The sequence below is a fragment of the Glutamicibacter sp. JC586 genome (assembly GCF_009805585.1).
Lineage (GTDB): Bacteria > Actinomycetota > Actinomycetes > Actinomycetales > Micrococcaceae > Glutamicibacter.
In genome coordinates this window covers 664,675-681,871 of record NZ_VHIN01000010.1, presented here as the reverse complement: position 1 = coordinate 681,871, position 17,197 = coordinate 664,675, and the positions used below count along the sequence as shown (strand labels likewise).

18 protein-coding genes, 1 pseudogene and 2 riboswitches are annotated in these 17,197 nt (G+C 55.4%); of the genes and pseudogenes, 9 read left to right on the top strand and 10 right to left on the bottom strand.

From position 1 onward, the window contains the following. The first annotated feature begins 237 nt into the window (after nt 1-237). Both FJV47_RS11110 and FJV47_RS11105 read left to right on the top strand, forming a co-directional pair. Nucleotides 238-687 (top strand): MarR family winged helix-turn-helix transcriptional regulator, encoded by a 450-nt coding sequence (locus tag FJV47_RS11110; RefSeq protein WP_159612903.1) that lies wholly within the window; start codon nt 238-240, stop codon nt 685-687. Then, nucleotides 687-1,721, top strand: coding sequence for an FUSC family protein (locus FJV47_RS11105; protein WP_159612901.1), 1,035 nt, complete (start codon nt 687-689; stop codon nt 1,719-1,721). Before FJV47_RS11110 ends, FJV47_RS11105 begins: the two co-directional genes overlap by 1 nt. Nucleotides 1,722-1,772: 51 nt before the next feature. Here the strand turns inward: FJV47_RS11105 and cycA are convergent, their stop codons facing one another. Both cycA and FJV47_RS11095 read right to left on the bottom strand, forming a co-directional pair. Then, nucleotides 1,773-3,278, bottom strand: a complete 1,506-nt coding sequence (gene cycA / locus FJV47_RS11100; protein ID WP_159612899.1) for a D-serine/D-alanine/glycine transporter — start codon at nt 3,276-3,278, stop codon at nt 1,773-1,775. A 177-nt stretch (nt 3,279-3,455) separates the two neighbouring features. After that, nucleotides 3,456-3,564: riboswitch (glycine riboswitch) on the bottom strand. Next, nucleotides 3,565-3,663, bottom strand: a riboswitch (glycine riboswitch). Between the two features lie 269 nt (nt 3,664-3,932). After that, nucleotides 3,933-4,100 (bottom strand): hypothetical protein, encoded by a 168-nt coding sequence (locus FJV47_RS11095; protein WP_159612897.1) that lies wholly within the window; start codon nt 4,098-4,100, stop codon nt 3,933-3,935. Nucleotides 4,101-4,231: 131 nt separating this feature from the next. On the opposite strand from FJV47_RS11095, the gene FJV47_RS11090 reads away from it, so the two are divergent. Beyond that, entirely contained in the window at nt 4,232-4,429 is a 198-nt protein-coding gene (locus FJV47_RS11090) for a hypothetical protein (RefSeq protein WP_159612895.1), read from the top strand. Nucleotides 4,430-4,480: 51 nt separating this feature from the next. Then, complete coding sequence (locus tag FJV47_RS11085) at nt 4,481-4,624, top strand: hypothetical protein (protein ID WP_159612893.1); 144 nt, start codon at nt 4,481-4,483, stop codon at nt 4,622-4,624. An 8-nt stretch (nt 4,625-4,632) separates the two neighbouring features. Here the strand turns inward: FJV47_RS11085 and FJV47_RS11080 are convergent, their stop codons facing one another. From FJV47_RS11080 to FJV47_RS11070, 3 genes are read right to left on the bottom strand one after another with little or no spacing between them, the layout of a single operon-like run. Further along, entirely contained in the window at nt 4,633-6,876 is a 2,244-nt protein-coding gene (locus FJV47_RS11080; protein ID WP_159612891.1) for a cation-translocating P-type ATPase, read from the bottom strand. 56 nt (nt 6,877-6,932) lie between these two features. Then, complete coding sequence (locus FJV47_RS16590; RefSeq protein ID WP_159612889.1) at nt 6,933-7,253, bottom strand: heavy-metal-associated domain-containing protein; 321 nt, start codon at nt 7,251-7,253, stop codon at nt 6,933-6,935. 57 nt (nt 7,254-7,310) lie between these two features. Next, nucleotides 7,311-7,640: a metal-sensitive transcriptional regulator gene (locus FJV47_RS11070; protein ID WP_159612887.1), complete on the bottom strand. Its 330-nt coding sequence runs from the start codon at nt 7,638-7,640 to the stop codon at nt 7,311-7,313. A 96-nt stretch (nt 7,641-7,736) separates the two neighbouring features. Between FJV47_RS11070 and FJV47_RS11065 the strand changes: the two genes are divergently transcribed. Continuing rightward, nucleotides 7,737-8,879, top strand: a complete 1,143-nt coding sequence (locus FJV47_RS11065; protein WP_159612885.1) for a peptidoglycan bridge formation glycyltransferase FemA/FemB family protein — start codon at nt 7,737-7,739, stop codon at nt 8,877-8,879. Nucleotides 8,880-8,891: 12 nt separating this feature from the next. Next, on the top strand, nt 8,892-10,166 hold the full coding sequence (locus tag FJV47_RS11060) for a carbamoyl-phosphate synthase (RefSeq protein WP_159612883.1): 1,275 nt from the start codon (nt 8,892-8,894) through the stop codon (nt 10,164-10,166). A gap of 10 nt (nt 10,167-10,176) precedes the next feature. Here FJV47_RS11060 and FJV47_RS11055 read toward each other — a convergent pair whose 3' ends face one another. After that, nucleotides 10,177-11,568, bottom strand: a complete 1,392-nt coding sequence (locus tag FJV47_RS11055; protein WP_159612881.1) for a DUF4232 domain-containing protein — start codon at nt 11,566-11,568, stop codon at nt 10,177-10,179. Between the two features lie 85 nt (nt 11,569-11,653). Between FJV47_RS11055 and FJV47_RS11050 the strand changes: the two genes are divergently transcribed. Next, nucleotides 11,654-12,112 (top strand): GatB/YqeY domain-containing protein, encoded by a 459-nt coding sequence (locus FJV47_RS11050; RefSeq protein WP_159612879.1) that lies wholly within the window; start codon nt 11,654-11,656, stop codon nt 12,110-12,112. Nucleotides 12,113-12,244: 132 nt separating this feature from the next. On the opposite strand, the gene FJV47_RS11045 is transcribed toward FJV47_RS11050, so the two are convergent. Both FJV47_RS11045 and FJV47_RS11040 read right to left on the bottom strand, forming a co-directional pair. After that, on the bottom strand, nt 12,245-13,009 hold the full coding sequence (locus tag FJV47_RS11045) for a DUF2786 domain-containing protein (protein ID WP_159612877.1): 765 nt from the start codon (nt 13,007-13,009) through the stop codon (nt 12,245-12,247). Between the two features lie 416 nt (nt 13,010-13,425). Continuing rightward, complete coding sequence (locus FJV47_RS11040) at nt 13,426-14,094, bottom strand: IclR family transcriptional regulator (RefSeq protein ID WP_159612875.1); 669 nt, start codon at nt 14,092-14,094, stop codon at nt 13,426-13,428. Between the two features lie 376 nt (nt 14,095-14,470). On the opposite strand from FJV47_RS11040, the gene FJV47_RS11035 reads away from it, so the two are divergent. Both FJV47_RS11035 and FJV47_RS11030 read left to right on the top strand, forming a co-directional pair. Then, nucleotides 14,471-15,169, top strand: a complete 699-nt coding sequence (locus FJV47_RS11035; RefSeq protein ID WP_159612873.1) for a hypothetical protein — start codon at nt 14,471-14,473, stop codon at nt 15,167-15,169. Nucleotides 15,170-15,196: 27 nt separating this feature from the next. Continuing rightward, the gene (locus tag FJV47_RS11030) at nt 15,197-15,361 is read left to right on the top strand and encodes a hypothetical protein (RefSeq protein ID WP_159612872.1); all 165 of its coding nucleotides are present in this window, start codon (nt 15,197-15,199) and stop codon (nt 15,359-15,361) included. A gap of 67 nt (nt 15,362-15,428) precedes the next feature. On the opposite strand, the gene FJV47_RS16780 is transcribed toward FJV47_RS11030, so the two are convergent. Both FJV47_RS16780 and FJV47_RS11020 read right to left on the bottom strand, forming a co-directional pair. After that, a complete protein-coding gene (locus tag FJV47_RS16780; protein WP_159612870.1) occupies nt 15,429-15,575 on the bottom strand; it encodes an IS3 family transposase in 147 nt (48 codons plus the stop codon). A gap of 70 nt (nt 15,576-15,645) precedes the next feature. Further along, nucleotides 15,646-16,791 (bottom strand): annotated as a pseudogene (locus FJV47_RS11020) (IS3 family transposase); the annotation flags it as partial. Nucleotides 16,792-17,197: the final 406 nt, after the last annotated feature.

Sequence of the window (17,197 nt, the reverse complement as noted above, 5' to 3'; positions counted from 1 at the left end):
CGGAGGCCATGAGCCACTAAATTCTTCAGGCAGACTCCTCTAGTGCCCAAAGCACAGAGCCCTCATTTTCTAGATGTCAGGGATACGCACTTCCGTGGTTCGAGTCAGAGGCTATGTATCAGACAGGAATTTAGCAGTGCACGGGTCCGCCCGGGCAGGAGGAGTACGTGGTGTGACATTCAATCAATTAACGTCTCGTAGCGAAATAGTTTCGGTATGAAATGATATTTTGGTTAGATGGCAGACTACTTGATTCCACGGTTCCAATGGAACTCCCTGAGCTACTTGACCTCGCGTGCTGGTCGAACAAGCACCGTTGACCTTAACGCCTTCATGGAGTCTGAGTCTCTGACTCGCAATCACTTCATGATCGTGTGTGCACTCGATGAGTTCGGGCCCATGTCGCAAAACGACCTGGCCAGCCACTCGAATCTGAACCGTGGACACCTCGTGGCCTACCTGGATGAGCTTGCAGAACGCAAAATCCTAGAGCGCAGTGTGGACCTGGCGGACCGCCGACGAAACATCATCACACTCACCGCGATGGGTAAAAAATTTACCGCCCGCGCCACCGCTGCAGCGCTCAGTAGCGAAGCCGAAGTTTTTGGTGCCCTAGACGCCCAACAACAGGAAATGCTGCGTTCGCTGTTGCAAATAGTTGCTCAGTCCGATGGTGAGGCGCGTTAGTGAAACGTCACGTCAAAGAGGTATTCAGCCGCAGTATTGTGGTTGCGCCTCATAAACCATCGGCGATCCCGGCAGCAAAAGCAGCATTTGCGCTGGCGGTGCCACTGGTGTTGGTGACGGTTACCGGGCATGCTCAATGGTCCATGTATGCCGCTTTCGGCGCGTTCTGTGCCGTCTTTGGTCGCTACGACTCCTATGCTCCGCGATTCTGGCAGCAACTTTCGGTAGGCGTCGTGCAGCTTTCAGCCATGGTGCTGGGAACATTCTTCTCGATGATTCATGCGCCTTTTTATGTCTGCGCTGTGGTGCTGGCCGTAATTGGCTTCGGAGCCAACTACGTTTCGCAGGCCGCGCGATGGCTGCCACCGGGCCCCATCTTTGCGGTTTTTGCTGGCGGAGCGTGCATAAGTATTCCCGCCACGGCCAGCTCCTTTGTCGGGGTGTTGCTGGTGGGTGGTGGCACGATAATTTTCAGCTTGCTCTTCATGCTTGGTCTCTCGCTACGTCGGGCTAACCTTTGGCATACCTTGGGAGCTGGCTACACATGGACTCCTAGTCCACGAGCCCTGCGCGATTCAGCGCAAATGGGTTTGGGGATCTTCTTAGCTGCCGTAATCGCACATCTACTGGGCGGCGGTCACTGGTATTGGGCCAGCCTTGGAGCAATCGCCGCGGTCAGCGGAATAGATGCGTATTCAAAAGTGGCTCGTGGTCTGCAACGAAGTGTCGGCACGTGCGTCGGCGTGCTGCTCACTGCCACAGTCCTGATTTTTGAACCGCCAGTTTGGGCTATCCTCGTCGTGGCCATCGTTGGTCAGATCTGTATCGAATTAGTGATCCTACGTAACTACGCCATCGGCATGGTGTTCATGACAGTCACAGCACTATTGATGGTGCATATGGTCAGCCCTGAACCAGCCTCCAGCCTTCTGCTGGACCGCGTGGCAATGACTGCCTTGGGTGCTGGAATCGGCGCCGTCCAAAGCACTCTTTTCGGGATATTTGCTGGCCGCGAGAGAAACCTCGCCGCGTAAAAAAGCAGTTGCCCCGCACCGATATTGATGCGAGGCAACTGCTTGGTGACACTACTGTCGGGAGTCGTGCTCCAGTGGCTGTTGGTTCACCGATGCGGCATCGTGCCCAAAGGCCAAGGCGTCACGGTACGCGGCAGCCTCGTAGCGTTCGTGGGCTACCTTGCCCACATGCGCAAGGCGTAGGGCTTCGTGCCTTGGATTGCGACGAATCACCAGGTAACCCACGCCTAATACGAGGAACCATATCGGTGTCACCAGCAGTGCAACGAGAGTATCGGGCTGGGTGGTCAGCGCCCAGACGATGAACCCGAAGAAGCCCAACACCACGTACGGCATTACTCGTCCACCGGGCATCTTGAAAGTCGAGGCATCATGCAGATGTGGGCGACGTGCGCGGAAGACTAGGTAGCTGAGCAAGATGATGGTCCACACAAACATGAAACACAGTGCTGAGACGGTGGTTACCAAGGTGAAGGCCTCCATCACCGAGTCGCCGCTGTACAGCAGGACAACACCGGCCAGCAGGAACATGCACGAGAACATCAGCGCGTTCTTGGGCACTTTGCGTTCTGAAAGCTTCGCAAAACCGGTGGGCGCGTCGCCTTCTAGGGCCAGTCCGCGCAGCATGCGTGAGGTGGAGTAGATTCCCGAGTTAGCGCTGGAGGTGGCGGAAGTAAGCACCACAAAATTGATGATTCCAGCGGCCCCGGCCAAACCAGCCAAGGTAAACATGCCAACAAATGGCGAGTTTTCAGAAGAGAACAATTTCCACGGTTGAACGGTCATCAAAATGATGAGCGCGCCCACGTAGAAGAACAAGATGCGGATGGGGATTGAGTTGATGGCCTTGGGTAAGGTCTTTTCGGGATTCTTGGTTTCTGCTGCGGTGGTGCCTACCAATTCGATACCCACAAAAGCGAAAACAGCAATCTGGAATCCTGCCACAAAGCCCATGAAGCCGGTGGGGAACATGCCGCCGTTGGCCCATAGGTTGCTCACCGAGGCAGTCGCTCCATTGTGCTGGAACCCGGTAATGATCATGACTAGACCAACCACGATGAGCGCACCGATGGCCACGATCTTGATTAGTGCGAACCAGAATTCTGTCTCACCAAAAGCTTTGACGGTAGCTAAGTTCAGTACCAACAGCAGGGCGATGCAGGCCAGGGCAGGGATCCATAAGGGCAGATCGCCCCACCAGAAAGCGACGTAGTGGGCGATGGCCACCACATCGGCAATGCCGGTCACTACCCAACAGAACCAGTAGGTCCAGCCGGTGAAAAACGCGGCCCATGGACCCAAGAGGTCACCGGCGAAGTCTGCAAAAGTCTTGTAGTTCAGGTTGCTCAGCAGTAATTCACCCATGGCGCGCATGACGAAGAAGAGCATGAAGCCGATGACCATGTACACAAAGATGACTGAGGGTCCGGCGACGGAGATGGTTTTGCCCGAGCCCATAAAGAGGCCGGTTCCAATGGCACCGCCGATGGCGATGAGTTGGATGTGACGGTTTGAGAGGCCGCATTCGAGTGTGGGATTAGAACTGGTGGAACTCATGCTGGTTGCCTTCCAGGAGTGGGATGCGGCGCCATCGCACGTCACTGTGCGTAGCGCCCAGAAGTACCCGACTCCTTGGAAGGCCCCGTCAACTCGTTACGCCAAGAGCAACGGTTGAGAATGCCGCTGGAGGGAGCCGACGATTCTGGGACGCGTGTGGCGTCACTGTTCGTGGTCCCTCCCCGTTCTGTATTTCGACCTGAGAGTTTTCGCTTGGACCCGATTACTGGGCGAAGCTTGCTCCTTCGGTGAATGCGGTTCATCCCGCACTGCTTTCCAGAATTGCCTTCTCGTGGCGGTACGGGTGCCTGAGAGTTTCCCGGGGAGGAAATTGCTCCTACGGCGCCCGCCCCTGGTGAGGACGGAACTCTCCCGCCACGCATCAACGGCATTGTGGTGATTGCCATCACAGTATGCGCAGATCGATCAGTGTGACGCAAGTCGCATGTCAGAAGATTTCACGAATGATGACAATTGGGTCACCAGGGGGCAGTGAATGGCGTTCGGTTTTTGCCGACTTGCGACCAAGTCTTTATGTACACTGTATTGATTAAAGTGGGGGGAGTCTCATTCTTGTGGATGGGAGAGAGGAGCCCCACCATGAATTCACATCTCACAGCGCTGCCAAAGAGCGGCGCACTGCTAGCTATAGGATTACAGCTGCACCACCAGAAAACGCAGGACCACCCGATCATGCAGGCCCGCCTTCATCGGCTCTAGCTCCGTCACATGCCGGTCCGCCCGAACATGCTGGTCCACCGGCATCCACGCCCACGCCCACACCAACGCCGACGGAACCGACTGAAGATCCTGGTCAGTCATGGAAGACCGTGACCTTTTACAATCTCACGTTTGATGTGCCTAGTGATTGGGAGATCGTCGCGAACTGCGAGTATGAATGCTCCGCGGAATACACCTCTTACAACGTCTGGGATTCCGAAGGGGTTCCGGTAATGAACTTTGAGACCACAAGTTTCAGGGACACTGACGGGGACACCAATACTTACCGTCGAGAAGTTCTCGACAACTCCGCACTAACTCAGCTGCAGTTCGCTCCGACCAGCATGGTGTCGCACTACTCGGTGGCTAGCGGTGGAGCACAGGATTTGACCGTCGCGGTCATCATTGATGATGAGTGGAAGAACTGGTAGAAGACGCCGGCTCTCGACTACTTCAAAACAGAAGAAGAACGCTGGCCGACCATGCAGATGCATCCGGACTACCTGCAGGCCCTTGGATATGACCAGGATGGGGACACCACCCTCGACGAGGCCAATGACTTCCTTGCCAGCGAGCAGTACTCAACTCTCAAGAAAGTCATGACCAGCGTCAGGGAATCGCAGTAGCCCCGCGGTTACTTGCCAAAACTGCGAAGGCGCAGCGAGTTGGCAACCACCAATACGGAGCTGGCCGCCATGGCGGCGCCAGCGATCATCGGATTGAGCAAACCCAAGGCCGCGATCGGGATACCAGCTGTGTTGTAGGCGAAAGCCCAGAACAAGTTGGACTTGATCGTGGCCAAGGTCTTGGCCGAAAGATCGATGGCGGTCACTACTTGCTGCGAGTCATTGCCCATCAGGGTGATGTCGGCAGCCTCGATCGCCGCGTCCGTACCCGAACCCATGGCAATACCAAGATCGGCCTGAGCCAAGGCCGGTGCGTCATTCACACCATCACCCACCATGGCGACGACCTTGCCCTGTTCCTGCAGGGAAGAAATAGCCTTAGATTTGTCTGCCGGGAAGGCTCCAGCAAACACATCTTCAGGGTTGATCCCTACTTGGGCCGCAACTTTGTTGGCCACCGCCGGATTATCTCCGGTCAGCAAAACCACGCGCAAACCGCGCTGCTGCAGATCCTTAATGGCAGCGGCTGAAGTTTTCTTCACTTCGTCGGCTACCGAAATCACCGCCCGGAACTGGCCATTGACCGCGACCAAAATGGCGGTAGCGCCGGCTTGTTCAGCTTCGTCGAGCGCAGCGAGTGCGTGAGAATCGAGTGCTGTACCTTGGGCTTCAAGCCAGCTCTTGCGGCCGACCACCACGCGCGCGCCGGCAACCATAGCCATGACACCACCACCTGGTTCGGAAATGAAGTTGGTGGCTTCTGGTAAGGCGCCGAGTTTCGCGCCAGCGCTGGCGATCGCCTGAGCAATCGGGTGCTCGGAATGATGTTCCACAGCCGCGGCTATTTTGAGAATGTCATCAGCATCAACACCGTGCGCAGTACTGGTGCCGGTGTGGGCCATGATCCCGGTGGTGACAGTGCCGGTCTTATCCACCACTACGGTGTCCAGCTTGCGAGTGTCTTCCAAAACCTGCGGACCACGAATCAAAACGCCCAGCTGAGCGCCCCGGCCGGTACCAACCAGCAGACCAATGGGAGTAGCTAGTCCCAAGGCGCAAGGGCAAGCAATGACCAGTACCGCAATCGCGGCACTAAATGCTTGATAAGGATCTGACGAAACGAGCCACCAAATGAGGAAGGTAAGCGCTGCGATGGCCAAAACAATCGGGACAAAGACCGCTGAAATCCGGTCAGCCAGACGCGCGATGGGGGCCTTACCTGATTGTGCTTCTGAAACCAGCTTGCCCATCTGGGCCAGAGTGGTTTCTTCGCCCACCCGGGTAGCCTCAACGATGAGGCGGCCAGAAGTGTTCAACGTTGCCCCGGTGACCTCGGAACCAACCTGTACTTCCTGGGGGACCGATTCGCCGGTGATCAGTGAGGTGTCCACCGCGCTGAGGCCATCGATAACTCGGCCGTCGGTAGCGATCTTTTCCCCTGGACGCACTATGAAGTGATCGCCTGGCTGAAGCTGGCTCGCGGCGACCTTAACTTCTTGTCCATCACGCAAAACCACCGCATCCTTGGCGCCGAGGTTCAGCAAGGACTTTAACGCATCGCTAGCTGAAGTTTTGGCTCGATGCTCCAAGAAACGTCCAAGTAGCAATAAGGTGGACACCACACCGGCGGTTTCGAAGTACAGCGCATGCTCACTCATCTTCATGCCGGTGTGTGCAGTCATCTGTGGATCGACGATCAGCTGGAGGGCGGAGAACAAATAGGCTGCCAGCACGCCAAGGGACACCAAGGTGTCCATCGTGGAGGAGAAATGCCGTGCATTGATCGCCGCGGCCTTATGAAACGGCCAAGCGCCGTACATAACTACCGGGGTGGCCAGCGCAAAAGCGACCCAACCCCAGTGGGGGAACTGCGCGGCGGGAACCATGGAAATCACGAAGAGCGGAATGGTGAAGACCGCTGAGATGATCAGTCGGCGCAGCAGGTGGTTGGGAACCAAATGCTCATGGCCTGAATGTTCATCGTGCTCTGAGTGTTCGGGCTGAACCGGCTTTTTGACGGTTGCCGAGTAACCGGCAGCAACCACGGTGCTAATCAGCGTTTCATCGCTGACATCGGCCGGAACCTGAACCTTGGCTGTTTCCAAGGGAAGGTTCACGCTGGCGGTCACCCCGGGGAGTTTACCTAGCTTACGCTCAACTCGGTTTACGCAGGAGGCGCAGGTCATTCCCTGAATGTCGAGGTCAACGGTGCGCAGTTGCGTTGGGGAGTGTTCGGGTGCGTGGGAGGACATTTTTCTACCTTGCACTTTCTTTTCCCGCGACTGACGGGAGGTGCCTGGCTCGGTGGCTAGGCGTTGATGGCTTCGAGCTTGTATCCGGCCTCGTCGATGGCTTCGCGGATTCTCTCTTCGCTCAAGTTTTCGGTTGCCGTGACGGTGGCGGTGGAGATGCCTTGGGCATCGAGAACAACGTCGACGTTTTGCACGCCGGGCAGTTCTTTGAGTTCTTCGGTGACTGAGGCTACGCAGTGACCACAAGTCATGCCGGAGATCTTCAGTTCGGTCTGAATGCTCAGGGGAGTAGCTTGATCACGCGTGGTGATCTGTAGACCCTGGGAGGTGTTTGCGTTGTTCTCGTTGGAGCATCCGCAGTTGCATTCGTGGCTCATGATCTTGCTCTCTTTCGATGAATCTTGTGTGAATCGGAAATCTATAGGGATTGGCCGTTAGCGAACCAGTCGGGAAATGGCAGCGGTCGCTTCGGAGATTTTCTCTTGAACGATGCTTGGGTCCCCGGTTTCTATCGAGGATTTGGCGGCATCCACAACGCAGTGACCGATGTGGTCATCGATGAGTTGCACGCTGACCTTGTGCAATGCCGCGTTGATCGCCGAGATCTGGGTCAAAATGTCGATGCAGTATTTATCTTCATCCACCATCTTGGCCACACCACGAACTTGGCCTTCAATGCGCTTGAGGCGACGTTCCAAGGCTGACTTGTCGGCATGGTACCCATGGTGCTGGGCATGCTCATCAACGTTCTGGGTGCTTTCCATACTTCGATAATACCCCTATGGGGTATTAAGTCAAGTACCCCCTAGGGGTATCCAGCCTTCCTGCTAACGTACCTGAAACGCGATAAGATTTCACCCGTGAGCCACAACGACCTGCACCTGCGTCCGATTACCAGCGCCGAACACTCAGCCTTCCTTGAGACCGCCCTCGACGTTAGCTTCTTGCAGCGTCCCGAATGGGCCCGCGTCAAAGGTGGATGGCGGGGTGAATCCCTCGGTTTCTTCGACCAAGACGACTTGGTAGGAACCGCCCTTGTACTGCACCGCGCCGCCCCGGTCATCAAAAAGACCCTGGCCTATGTACCTGACGGGCCGGTCATCAACTTCCAGGAATACCCTGCCGAAAAGGTCATTCGACCATTGGCCGCTTACCTGCGCAATCGCGGAGCATTCCAGCTGAAAATGGGACCAGGGCGCGAAGTACGCACCTGGGCTGCTGCTGCGGTGCGCAAAAACCTCGGTAAAGAAGGGTTCACCCAACTAGCTGATCTCGAGCTCAAGAGCTCATCCGAACAGGCTCTGGCACTGAACGATGCCCTGCTGGATCTTGGGTTCACCAAGGAAGACGTTGGCCTAGACTTCGGTGCCGGCCAGCCAGAATACGTCGCCCGCGTGGCCCTTCAGGATGAAAACGGCACCCAACTGGATGTCGATCAGGTCATGGCCAGCTACTCGGCCACCACCCGCAACGAGACGCGCAAGGCGCTGAAGAGCACCTTGGAGATCGAAGTCGGCGACACCGCAGATATGGCTCGATTCCATGCGCTGTACAACACCACCGCCGACCGTCAAGAATTCACCGGCCGCCCGCTGAGCTACTTCGAAAATATGCACCGCGTGCTCAACGAAGCCGTACCAGGATCTTGCACCCTGTACATCGCCAGTAACGAAGGCGTGGACCTAGCAGCCTCCATCGTGATCCGCTCATCGAACCTGGCTTGGTACCTCTATGGTGCCTCCTCCAATGAGCAGCGCAAACTCTTTGCACCCAAAGCCATCATGAACCGCATGGTGGAAGATTCCATCGCCGCCGGCTGCCGCTACCTTGACCAGGGCGGTGTGAGTGCCACCTTAGACAAGGAGCACCACCTCTCGGGCCTGACCAAATTTAAGACCAATACCGGCTGTGACATCGTGCAGACCAATGGCGAATGGGACCTGGCGCTGAATAAGCCGCTGGCCTGGGCCTTTGAAAAGTACATGAACTGGCGCAAGAAGTAGGGAAGCACTTTCGTGGCAATTGATCCAACCCAGCCATTCGTTCCGGTCATTCTCGGTGGCGATATTGGCACCTACACCCTGGCGCGCGAATTTTACGAAGCCTACGCCGTGCGCTCGGTCGTACTGCCAGCGGCAGGAAATGGCGTCATCGAACACTCGATCGCCATCGACCTATGCCCCATCGGCTCCATGGCCGACGAGGGCCGCGTCGTGCAGGCGCTGATCGAGCTCGCTAGTGAATTGAGTGCAGATTCAGCACGCCCGCTGATGCTCTTCGGCTCGTTGGACTTCCACATCATGCTGATCGCCAAGCACCGTGAGCAGCTCGAAACGCACTACGTGATTCCCTACCCAGAGCTGGAAACCATCGAAGCAGCCGCGTTGAAGGAAAACTTCTACGCGCTGGCCGAAAAGCTGGACATCGCTCACCCACGCACCGCCGTGTACTACCCGGGCGATGCGGTGGAATCCAAGGCCAAAGAATTCACCTATCCACTGATCGGCAAACCATCGAGCTCGGCCGACTGGATCGCAGCGAAGTTTGAGGGCAAGCAGAAGATCCACACGATCAACAGCCGCGCAGACCTCGACGCGTTGCTGACCAAAATTGACGCGAGCGGCTACACCTCCGGCTACATCTTGCAGGAGTACGTCCCCGGAGGGGACGACGCAATGCGTCTGTGCACCTACTTCGCCACCCAGGAAGGCAAGGTCATCTTCGCCGGCTACGGCGAAGTAGTCATCGAGGAACATGCACCATTGGTGCTGGGTAACTCGGCAGCTATCGTGACCGGGCAGAACGACCAGATGGCCGCCGATGGTGCACGCATGCTCGAAGAGCTGGGCTGGCGCGGAATCGCAATGATCGATGCCAAATATGACCGCCGTGATAACACGATCAAGTTCTTTGAGATCAACCCACGGCTGGGAAGAAACCACTTCTATCTCACCGCGGCCGGCGTGAACCCTGCCCGGTTCTACGTCACCGAATTCTTGGGGCCAGAGTTTGATAACTCCGACCCGCAGACCGAAGCCGTGATGGAAACTCCTGCCGGGGTATTGCAGTTACGCCGTGAGCATCTGTTCACCGTCTTGCCGCACCACCTGTTGGGTCGATTCTTGGACAGTGCTACCGGCAAGAAGGCTGCTGCACTGCTCAAAGCAGGCAAGGTGTCCAACCCATTAAAGTTCGCCGCCGAAAAGAACCCACGCCGTAAGGCCTACCTGGTGCTCAACGCGGTGAACCACTACCGCAAGTACAAGAAGTTCCCGCCACGAGAGCAGTAACCTCGTTCGCCTAGGGACGCGTCCTGGCTGGCTGATCACCGACATCGCTCGGGATCCGCCAGCCATCCAGGGCCTGCAACCAAGGGCTCTGGGTGACTTCTCCACCATCAAGAATGTCTAATGGTGTGGCCTGATCAGCGTCCATGGGGATCAATTCCACGGCATCGAAGCCACGGGCTGCCACAATACTCAGGGCTGTTGATACGTCAGGATCATTAGCCGTGGACATGGCCTTCCACTTCAAGGCCGAGATGATACTTTCACCGGCAGGGATCACCACCCGCTGAGCTTTGATGTCAGGCATCGGCGTCAGGGTGAGATTCTGTTGTTTCTTCCCTCGGGCATTAACGAAGTCAATGGTTGGGTAGCCATTGACCGCGCAAGCGCTCTCAGATTTATTATTGGCGAAGACTGTCATATATCTAGAACCTAAGGCTGCATCGGGGGAGCCCAGAGTCACCTCAAGATCACCCTGAGCGCAGGACCGCGCAGCAGGATTATCCGGCCACGAGCTGACGCCTTCTGGCAATCGCGCCGGGCGAGCAATCTGAGATTCGGGAACCTTGTTGCCGATCCAGCCTTCGACAATCTCTGCGTATCCCGGGCTGGATAGCGTGAAGGGCGTCGGCTCCTTCAACGGTGGATGCTCGCTGAGCCACTTTTTTACGCGGGCGGTTTGTTCTGAACCGGAAGCTGTTCCAGCGTGCACCGAAAGTCCGCTGGACCCGAACGTGGTGTTTACTACCGAATTCAGCGCTGCTACTTCGAGGGTTAGATCTAGTGCCTCGGTATTCAGCGGAGGCTCGGAGGAAAACAGCACAGATCCATCGGCTAAGTTCAGCGTGAGCGATTGACCGTGGTCGGCTGCGTATCTGGACAAGATCTTCATGGATTTGGCGTCTTCGGCCGTGGCGGATCCTTGAGAAACGCTGGTAGCTCCAAGCTTGAGTAACGCAAAGGCTTGGCTGAGCTGTTCCTTGATTTGATCACTGTCAGAGACATCCAATGGATACAATTTCAGATTTGGTACATCCGAGTCATGGGGTTCTCCGGCGACAAAACGCAGCGAACTCTGCGTTAGGGGACGAGTATCGCTGAACGTGCGGATCTGTTCGGAGCTGTGCGCAGCCAATTCGCCGGCGCTAGTGCCGTCCAGATTCCTATCTAGGTGTACAGTCCACGTTGCACGGGAGGAATCACCGTCCTTGGCGTCCACTTTGGTGACCTCGAAATCTACGGCAACTTCTTGGACGCCTTCTTGGCTCTCTAGCTCGGAGGCCACAACACAGAATTCTTCTGGTGCTTTGCAACCGTCGAAGATTTTCCAAGGTTGCCAGATCGCCGCAACGGTCACTGCGAGAACTAGCGCGAGGAATATCGCTCCTAGACGCAGTGGTTTCATTATGTCACCATACCAAGACGTCAGAAAAGTACTGCGGGAAAGCGAGTAAAGTTTTTACCACACGTACTTTGAAAGCGAGTTCCACATGAGTTTAAAAGATCGCCTGCGCGAGGACAGCATTGCCCATTTGAAGGCAGGTAACGAACTGGAGAAGACCACCCTGCGCAATATCCTCAGTGCTATCGGCACCCGAGAAAAGTCGGGGAAGAACCCAAGCGAACTGAACGACCAGGATGTCGAGAACCTGTTGCGCAAGGAAGTGAGCAACCGCGAAGAAACTGCAGAACTGGCAGCTAAAGACGGTCGCACTGAACTGGCCGAACGTGAGCTGGCCGAAGCAGCGTTCATCTCGACTTACCTGCCGAAGATGCTAGACGAAGCAGAAGCACAGAGCATCGTGGACAAAGTTATGGCTGAACTTGCCGCGGATCATGAGCTGACCATGAAGGATATGGGTCAGGCGATGAAGCTAGTGGGTGCAGAAATTGCTGGCCGTTTCGACGGTAAGGCAGTCTCGCAGATGGTTCGCGCCAAGCTGAGCTAATCCATAATGCAGTTGAGGGGACCGTTCCGAGTAGGGGCGGTCCTTTGGCGTATCTGCTGACCAAAAATTCCCACTAAAAAATCTTTACTCGAAATTTTGGGGGTGAAATTTCGAGTAAAGAGATCGAATCCGCTAGCTCGCAACTTCTCCCGCTGTCCCGCGACCTTCAACGTCCTTGCCGAACCCTAGATCTGCACGGCTTCCTGCAACGCGACCGGCGTAGGCGGCATTGATACTCCCGCTGGCCGCCCGATTTCTACTGCGGCGCAGGGACGGGTATTTCTCGCTGACAAAGTCGTCAACCTGCTCCTTGCGACTGACTAAGACCAGCTCGGTACCACTTCCATTGTGTTCGCTTTCCTCTTGATAGAGACCATGGATGCGTTCGGCCACCTGAAGATAGAAGCTGCGCTGGAATTCACGGCGCTCAATGACTTTTTCAGAGCCTGTCCGGTCCCACGCAATGTGCTTACCCTCAATGCTCCACCAGTGGCTCATGGCAAGGCTGGCCTGGATAACCAAGGACGAGAATAAGTTTTTCACGGTGGCAACATCAGACTCATGACCGATGATGTACAGCCGACAGAAATTCGAATAGTTCGTTTGCAGTAACGTCACGGTACGGAAAGCATGACCCACTACGGATAGTCCGTCGCGCTGACCAAGACGGTAGGTGCCGCGCATATCGAAGTGGGCTTCGAGGATCGGTTCCTTCTTTTTGCCATGGGCGGGTTGTGCATCCAATTCTGCACGGCCGATCCCGTAGCGAACCATCAGGCGTTCGGCATGTTCCTGGAAGGTCTGTGCTTCTGCCGGAAAATTAGTGTTTTCAGCCTTGTTCAGTAGTAACGCGATACGTTCTTTGAGCCGCTCAAGCTTCTGTTCCGAGGTGCTCATTATCTGACCTTTCCGGCGGTTTGCGTCTGCAGTTTCCGCGAGTGCTGTGGATTCATGGCCTCAGTGTGGCAGGAGATCAAAAATGTTGCTTTGCAGGCTGTGGGTAACTGTTTGGACAAGGCTCTAGCCGGTGGTGAAAACCGCGCGTAGAGTGAAGGCACCAAGCAGGTCCAGCACGCCCCGTGACAGGGTTTCGGGGCTCTTTGAAAAGAGGTTCTGATGGGTGATTTTCGGACATACACCATGGAGGAGCGGGCCACTTATCTAGCTCCTTCCTGTCAGCGCTGCGGACAGCATCGTCACATCGTGTGGGAACAGGTCGAAGGAACGCAGACTTACAAACCGCGTGATGCTGGGTGCTCCAATGAGGCGTGCACGGCCTAGTCGCTGATACCGAAGATCCATCGCTCAGGTGTTTACTTCAACCGGATCCCCAGCGACGCAGAGATGCGCTGGGAGGCGGAGGTGAGCACCTGGGCGATGTGTTGCTCGTCGAGCTCAAGCGGTGGATAAATCACTGCGATGGCTGCCGGTTTTGCATGGGGAAGAACCAGCGGAACGGCGATGGAATGTAATCCGGGGATCACTTCATCGTGGCTAGACTCAAAATCCTTGGCCGGGTATTCGGCGGGGTTCAGCTGCGAACGGATCACACGACCGGGCGCACCATTATCGATGGGGTGGCGTGTGCCGGGGCGCTGGGCCACCGTTGCATCAGCCAGTCGTGGTTCTGCGGTGCTTAGGGTGACGGCGGCTTCGCCGTCAAATACTACCAGCAAAGCGGTCATCCCTAGCTCGTCGGAGACCGACGCCAGATGAGGGGTCGCCGCGGACTGCAAGGACTTGGCAACGTTGCGGGCTAGTGCGCCCAGACGTGCACCCAGTTCTAAATCGCCAGAGGCTGAGCGCTCAACAAAGCCGTGCTGTTCAAAGGTCTTGACCAGTCGGTATGCCATGGAACGGTGGATCCCCAATTGGGCAGCGAGTTCGGCAACACTGATGGGTGTCGACGATTCGCCAATGAGGGTCAGTGCTTCGAGCCCGCGGCTCAAGGTCTGGGACCCGCCTTCAGTGGATTTGGTCATTGCTATATCATTTCATCTCGCCCGCTGTAAGGTCGGCAAGGTGTTTCTTGCAGTGTTGATTTTCTTGCTCACAGCCTAGCCTGCCACTTGCAATAAATGCGGGTCCAGAGCGGTAACCAGTGAATCGGTTTCTGATTGGCCACCGACGCGCTGAATTGAGCTAGGCCAAAACATCACCAGATCCCGGGCATCCGTCATCAGGGGATGATCGTTCGTCACTCGTGGGGCAGTAATCAATAACGACCGTTATCGATCTTGATTTGATGCTTCGTATCAAACAATCACTTGCGAAGCAACCATACTTAAGTAGTATAGATAAAATCCCAGCTTGTAGTTATGATCAAGATGTTACTTATAATAAAAGGGCGGGAAGTAAATGAAAAAGGCTCTAACAACCGGTGTTCTAGCGTTGGGGTTGGCATTGTCTTCCTTCGCGACACCGGCGTCTGCTGCTTCAATAAATAGTACGGGCACTGCTTACGAAGAACTAGTTGCGCACTTCCAAGAAGATGGGGTGCCCGCTTCTGACCAGAAGGCCCTCGCTGAGAAAACTCTTTCTGGTGCTGTGTTAGACAGCACAGTTCCCGGTAAGAAGCCAGTTGAGAGTAAAAAGTGGTCTGACCCAAAGACTGACTACCTGCGAGAAACATTTGCTGATGGTTCATACCGAATAACCTCGTACGAACAAGGATTTAGGGCTCCGAAGGGCGTCGCAGTCCCAGCTGCAATTTCTGGTTGCATCGTAACTACAGGCACGGGATATCAACAGAACCAGAATTGCCGTGTCTCTGAGTCTCAGGCAACCTTCAAGGCTTCATTCGTAGCCAGTTACACCTTCAGTGCGGGCGTGTACGGTTCGATTTCAAAGGTTACAGATGGAAACGTCAAGGGATTCGGCGGAACAGTGAAGGATACAAGCATCGTCACAAAGCTCCAGAAGAAGCGTTCCGACGGGCGCGTCCCAGCTTCGGCGTATGTCAAGTGGTACTTCAAGTCCAAGGGTGAGCTTGCCAGCGGGACAACCTATCTTTATCTCAAAGTAACCGCTAAGAAGGCTTACACTGAAGTTGATTAGTAACTTCCACCTGAAAGAAGAAGTCAAATGAACGGACAATCCCTTAATGAGCTCGTGTTCTGGGATCTATTCTCGGCAGCGTTGCTGCCTGCTTTGCTACCCACATTGGTGATTGTCATTTTTGGTGTCATGATCCTTCGACGCTTGCCAAAGCAAGGCAGTAATAAAGGTACGCACCAAGAGAGAAACTAAGCAGGATTATGGGGCAGACCAAATGAACTGGGTCCCGAAAGTTGGACTCACTAAATAATAGTCTTACTCAGGCTGCAAGGGTATGACACCGATATTCCATCGGAGTCATACCCTTCAGTCGTTCCTGACGACGAGTGCTGTTGTACCAATCGATATACACCTCAATCTCCACCTTGAGTTCCGCAAAATCTGCGAAATGCTCTCCATGAAACATCTCTGACTTGAGATGTCCAAAGAAATTCTCCATGACCGTGGTTGGGTCCCTTTGAGCAGTCCAGCAGCCATGCGATAGCTAACTGATTCTCTAAATCCCATACATCCCAAAACCGGGACGGCGTCAACCCATCCAAAGAACCATGGGGGCGTTCCTGATTGTAAATGTCTTTCCATTCATCAGCTAAATACTTCGCCTCCACCACGGTGTCCATGATTTCCCCCGAGAGCTGTTCACGCCGAAACTGGGCGTTAATCGACTCAATGAAACCGTTCTGCCAAGGCGAACCTGGATCGATAAACGCAGTGGACACCCCAACAGTGTTGTACCAGTCCACCAGCGCGCCAGCAGTGAATTCAGGCCCGTTATCGCACCGCACGAACGCTGGCTGGATCCCAGTTTCAGCAATGATCCCCTCTAAATCGGCCACCACATCCTCAGCTTTGAAAGACCGCCGCGGGATAATCGCCAATGCTGTTCTCGTGTACTCATCAATGACATTGAAAAACCGGACGTGACGTCCGCAGGAGGTGACATCCGATTGAAAGTCGAAACTGAGCACATGCATTGGATACGCTGCGGTCAGTCGCTTTTGCTCACCGGCCCCAGGGCCGGTACGGCGCTTCTTACGACGTTTAGGCTTGCAGACCAGTCCCTCATCGTGCCGCAACCGACGAACACGCTTGCTATTCAAGAGCTGATCTTTCCATCGTTCGGTAGTCAGTAGGTGCCAGCGGGCCTTGCGCCAGCCCCACGCCGGATACTCGGACGCGATAGCCCTCAAGTCGGCTCTCAGCTGCGCTTCGTCAAAGCTCATCGGAGCGTTTTTTCTTACGCAGTGCAGAGCGGTTCTGGCCCAGAACTTGGCAAGCGAAGCGTTCGGAGGCCCCAAATTTTTCCATCGCCATCCGGACAGCACGGCGGCGTGGTTCGGGGCTTAAAATTTTCCCTTAGCCACCTCGGTGAGGATGCCGTTGGCGAGCATCTGATCGGCTAGCAGCTTCTTGAGGCGGGCGTTTTCCTTCTCTAGCTCTTTGGCGCGTTTGCTGGCTTCGGCGTTTTTCTCGGACCCGTACTGGTTGATCCACCAGTACCAGGTCGCTTCAGTGATCTGTAGTTCTTTGACGACCTCGATCATCGGGTGGCCTTCGTTGAGCATCTTTTGTCCTTGGCGGACTTTAGCGATGACCTGGTCTGGTGTGTGTCTGCGTGCCATGATTTTGCGTGTTTTCTCCTGTGTCCATTGTCGGACACGAATACTCACAAAGTCACTGGACTACTTTCCGGGGACCCAACCAATTGGGGGTGAAGAACGATTTTGACCATTCTGTTTGAAAGCCATTCAAGAGTTTCACCTCAGCGCACCAGTATTGGAGACATCGTTTTATCCTTTCATTTCTTGAATGTGGGGTGATCAGCCAAAGCGCTTGGCTCGTTGCTTCTAGGTGGGCTCGAACGAGTGCATAGGGACCATGCAAGGGGACCGAGACGCTGGGGCATTCTTCGGCTTCTACGACAATGAGCTGCTGAAGACTCTTGGAAACATGGGCGGCGGTTACCAGTAGATCAAAGACCAAGGCAGAAGTAGAATAATTGCCGAGCGCTCGGTCATCTTGTTCCAA

What these genes read in the sequence shown, in the direction of transcription:
- FJV47_RS11110 (WP_159612903.1), top strand. Translation starts at nt 238, where the DNA reads ATGGCAGACTACTTGATTCCACGGTTCCAATGGAACTCCCTGAGCTAC.
- cycA (WP_159612899.1), bottom strand. Translation starts at nt 3,278, where the DNA reads ATGAGTTCCACCAGTTCTAATCCCACACTCGAATGCGGCCTCTCAAAC.
- FJV47_RS11095 (WP_159612897.1), bottom strand. Translation starts at nt 4,100, where the DNA reads ATGACTGACCAGGATCTTCAGTCGGTTCCGTCGGCGTTGGTGTGGGCG.
- FJV47_RS11090 (WP_159612895.1), top strand. Translation starts at nt 4,232, where the DNA reads ATGAACTTTGAGACCACAAGTTTCAGGGACACTGACGGGGACACCAAT.
- FJV47_RS11085 (WP_159612893.1), top strand. Translation starts at nt 4,481, where the DNA reads ATGCAGATGCATCCGGACTACCTGCAGGCCCTTGGATATGACCAGGAT.
- FJV47_RS11080 (WP_159612891.1), bottom strand. Translation starts at nt 6,876, where the DNA reads ATGTCCTCCCACGCACCCGAACACTCCCCAACGCAACTGCGCACCGTT.
- FJV47_RS16590 (WP_159612889.1), bottom strand. Translation starts at nt 7,253, where the DNA reads ATGAGCCACGAATGCAACTGCGGATGCTCCAACGAGAACAACGCAAAC.
- FJV47_RS11070 (WP_159612887.1), bottom strand. Translation starts at nt 7,640, where the DNA reads ATGGAAAGCACCCAGAACGTTGATGAGCATGCCCAGCACCATGGGTAC.
- FJV47_RS11055 (WP_159612881.1), bottom strand. Translation starts at nt 11,568, where the DNA reads ATGAAACCACTGCGTCTAGGAGCGATATTCCTCGCGCTAGTTCTCGCA.
- FJV47_RS11050 (WP_159612879.1), top strand. Translation starts at nt 11,654, where the DNA reads ATGAGTTTAAAAGATCGCCTGCGCGAGGACAGCATTGCCCATTTGAAG.
- FJV47_RS11045 (WP_159612877.1), bottom strand. Translation starts at nt 13,009, where the DNA reads ATGAGCACCTCGGAACAGAAGCTTGAGCGGCTCAAAGAACGTATCGCG.
- FJV47_RS11040 (WP_159612875.1), bottom strand. Translation starts at nt 14,094, where the DNA reads ATGACCAAATCCACTGAAGGCGGGTCCCAGACCTTGAGCCGCGGGCTC.
- FJV47_RS11035 (WP_159612873.1), top strand. Translation starts at nt 14,471, where the DNA reads ATGAAAAAGGCTCTAACAACCGGTGTTCTAGCGTTGGGGTTGGCATTG.
- FJV47_RS11030 (WP_159612872.1), top strand. Translation starts at nt 15,197, where the DNA reads ATGAACGGACAATCCCTTAATGAGCTCGTGTTCTGGGATCTATTCTCG.
- FJV47_RS16780 (WP_159612870.1), bottom strand. Translation starts at nt 15,575, where the DNA reads ATGTTTCATGGAGAGCATTTCGCAGATTTTGCGGAACTCAAGGTGGAG.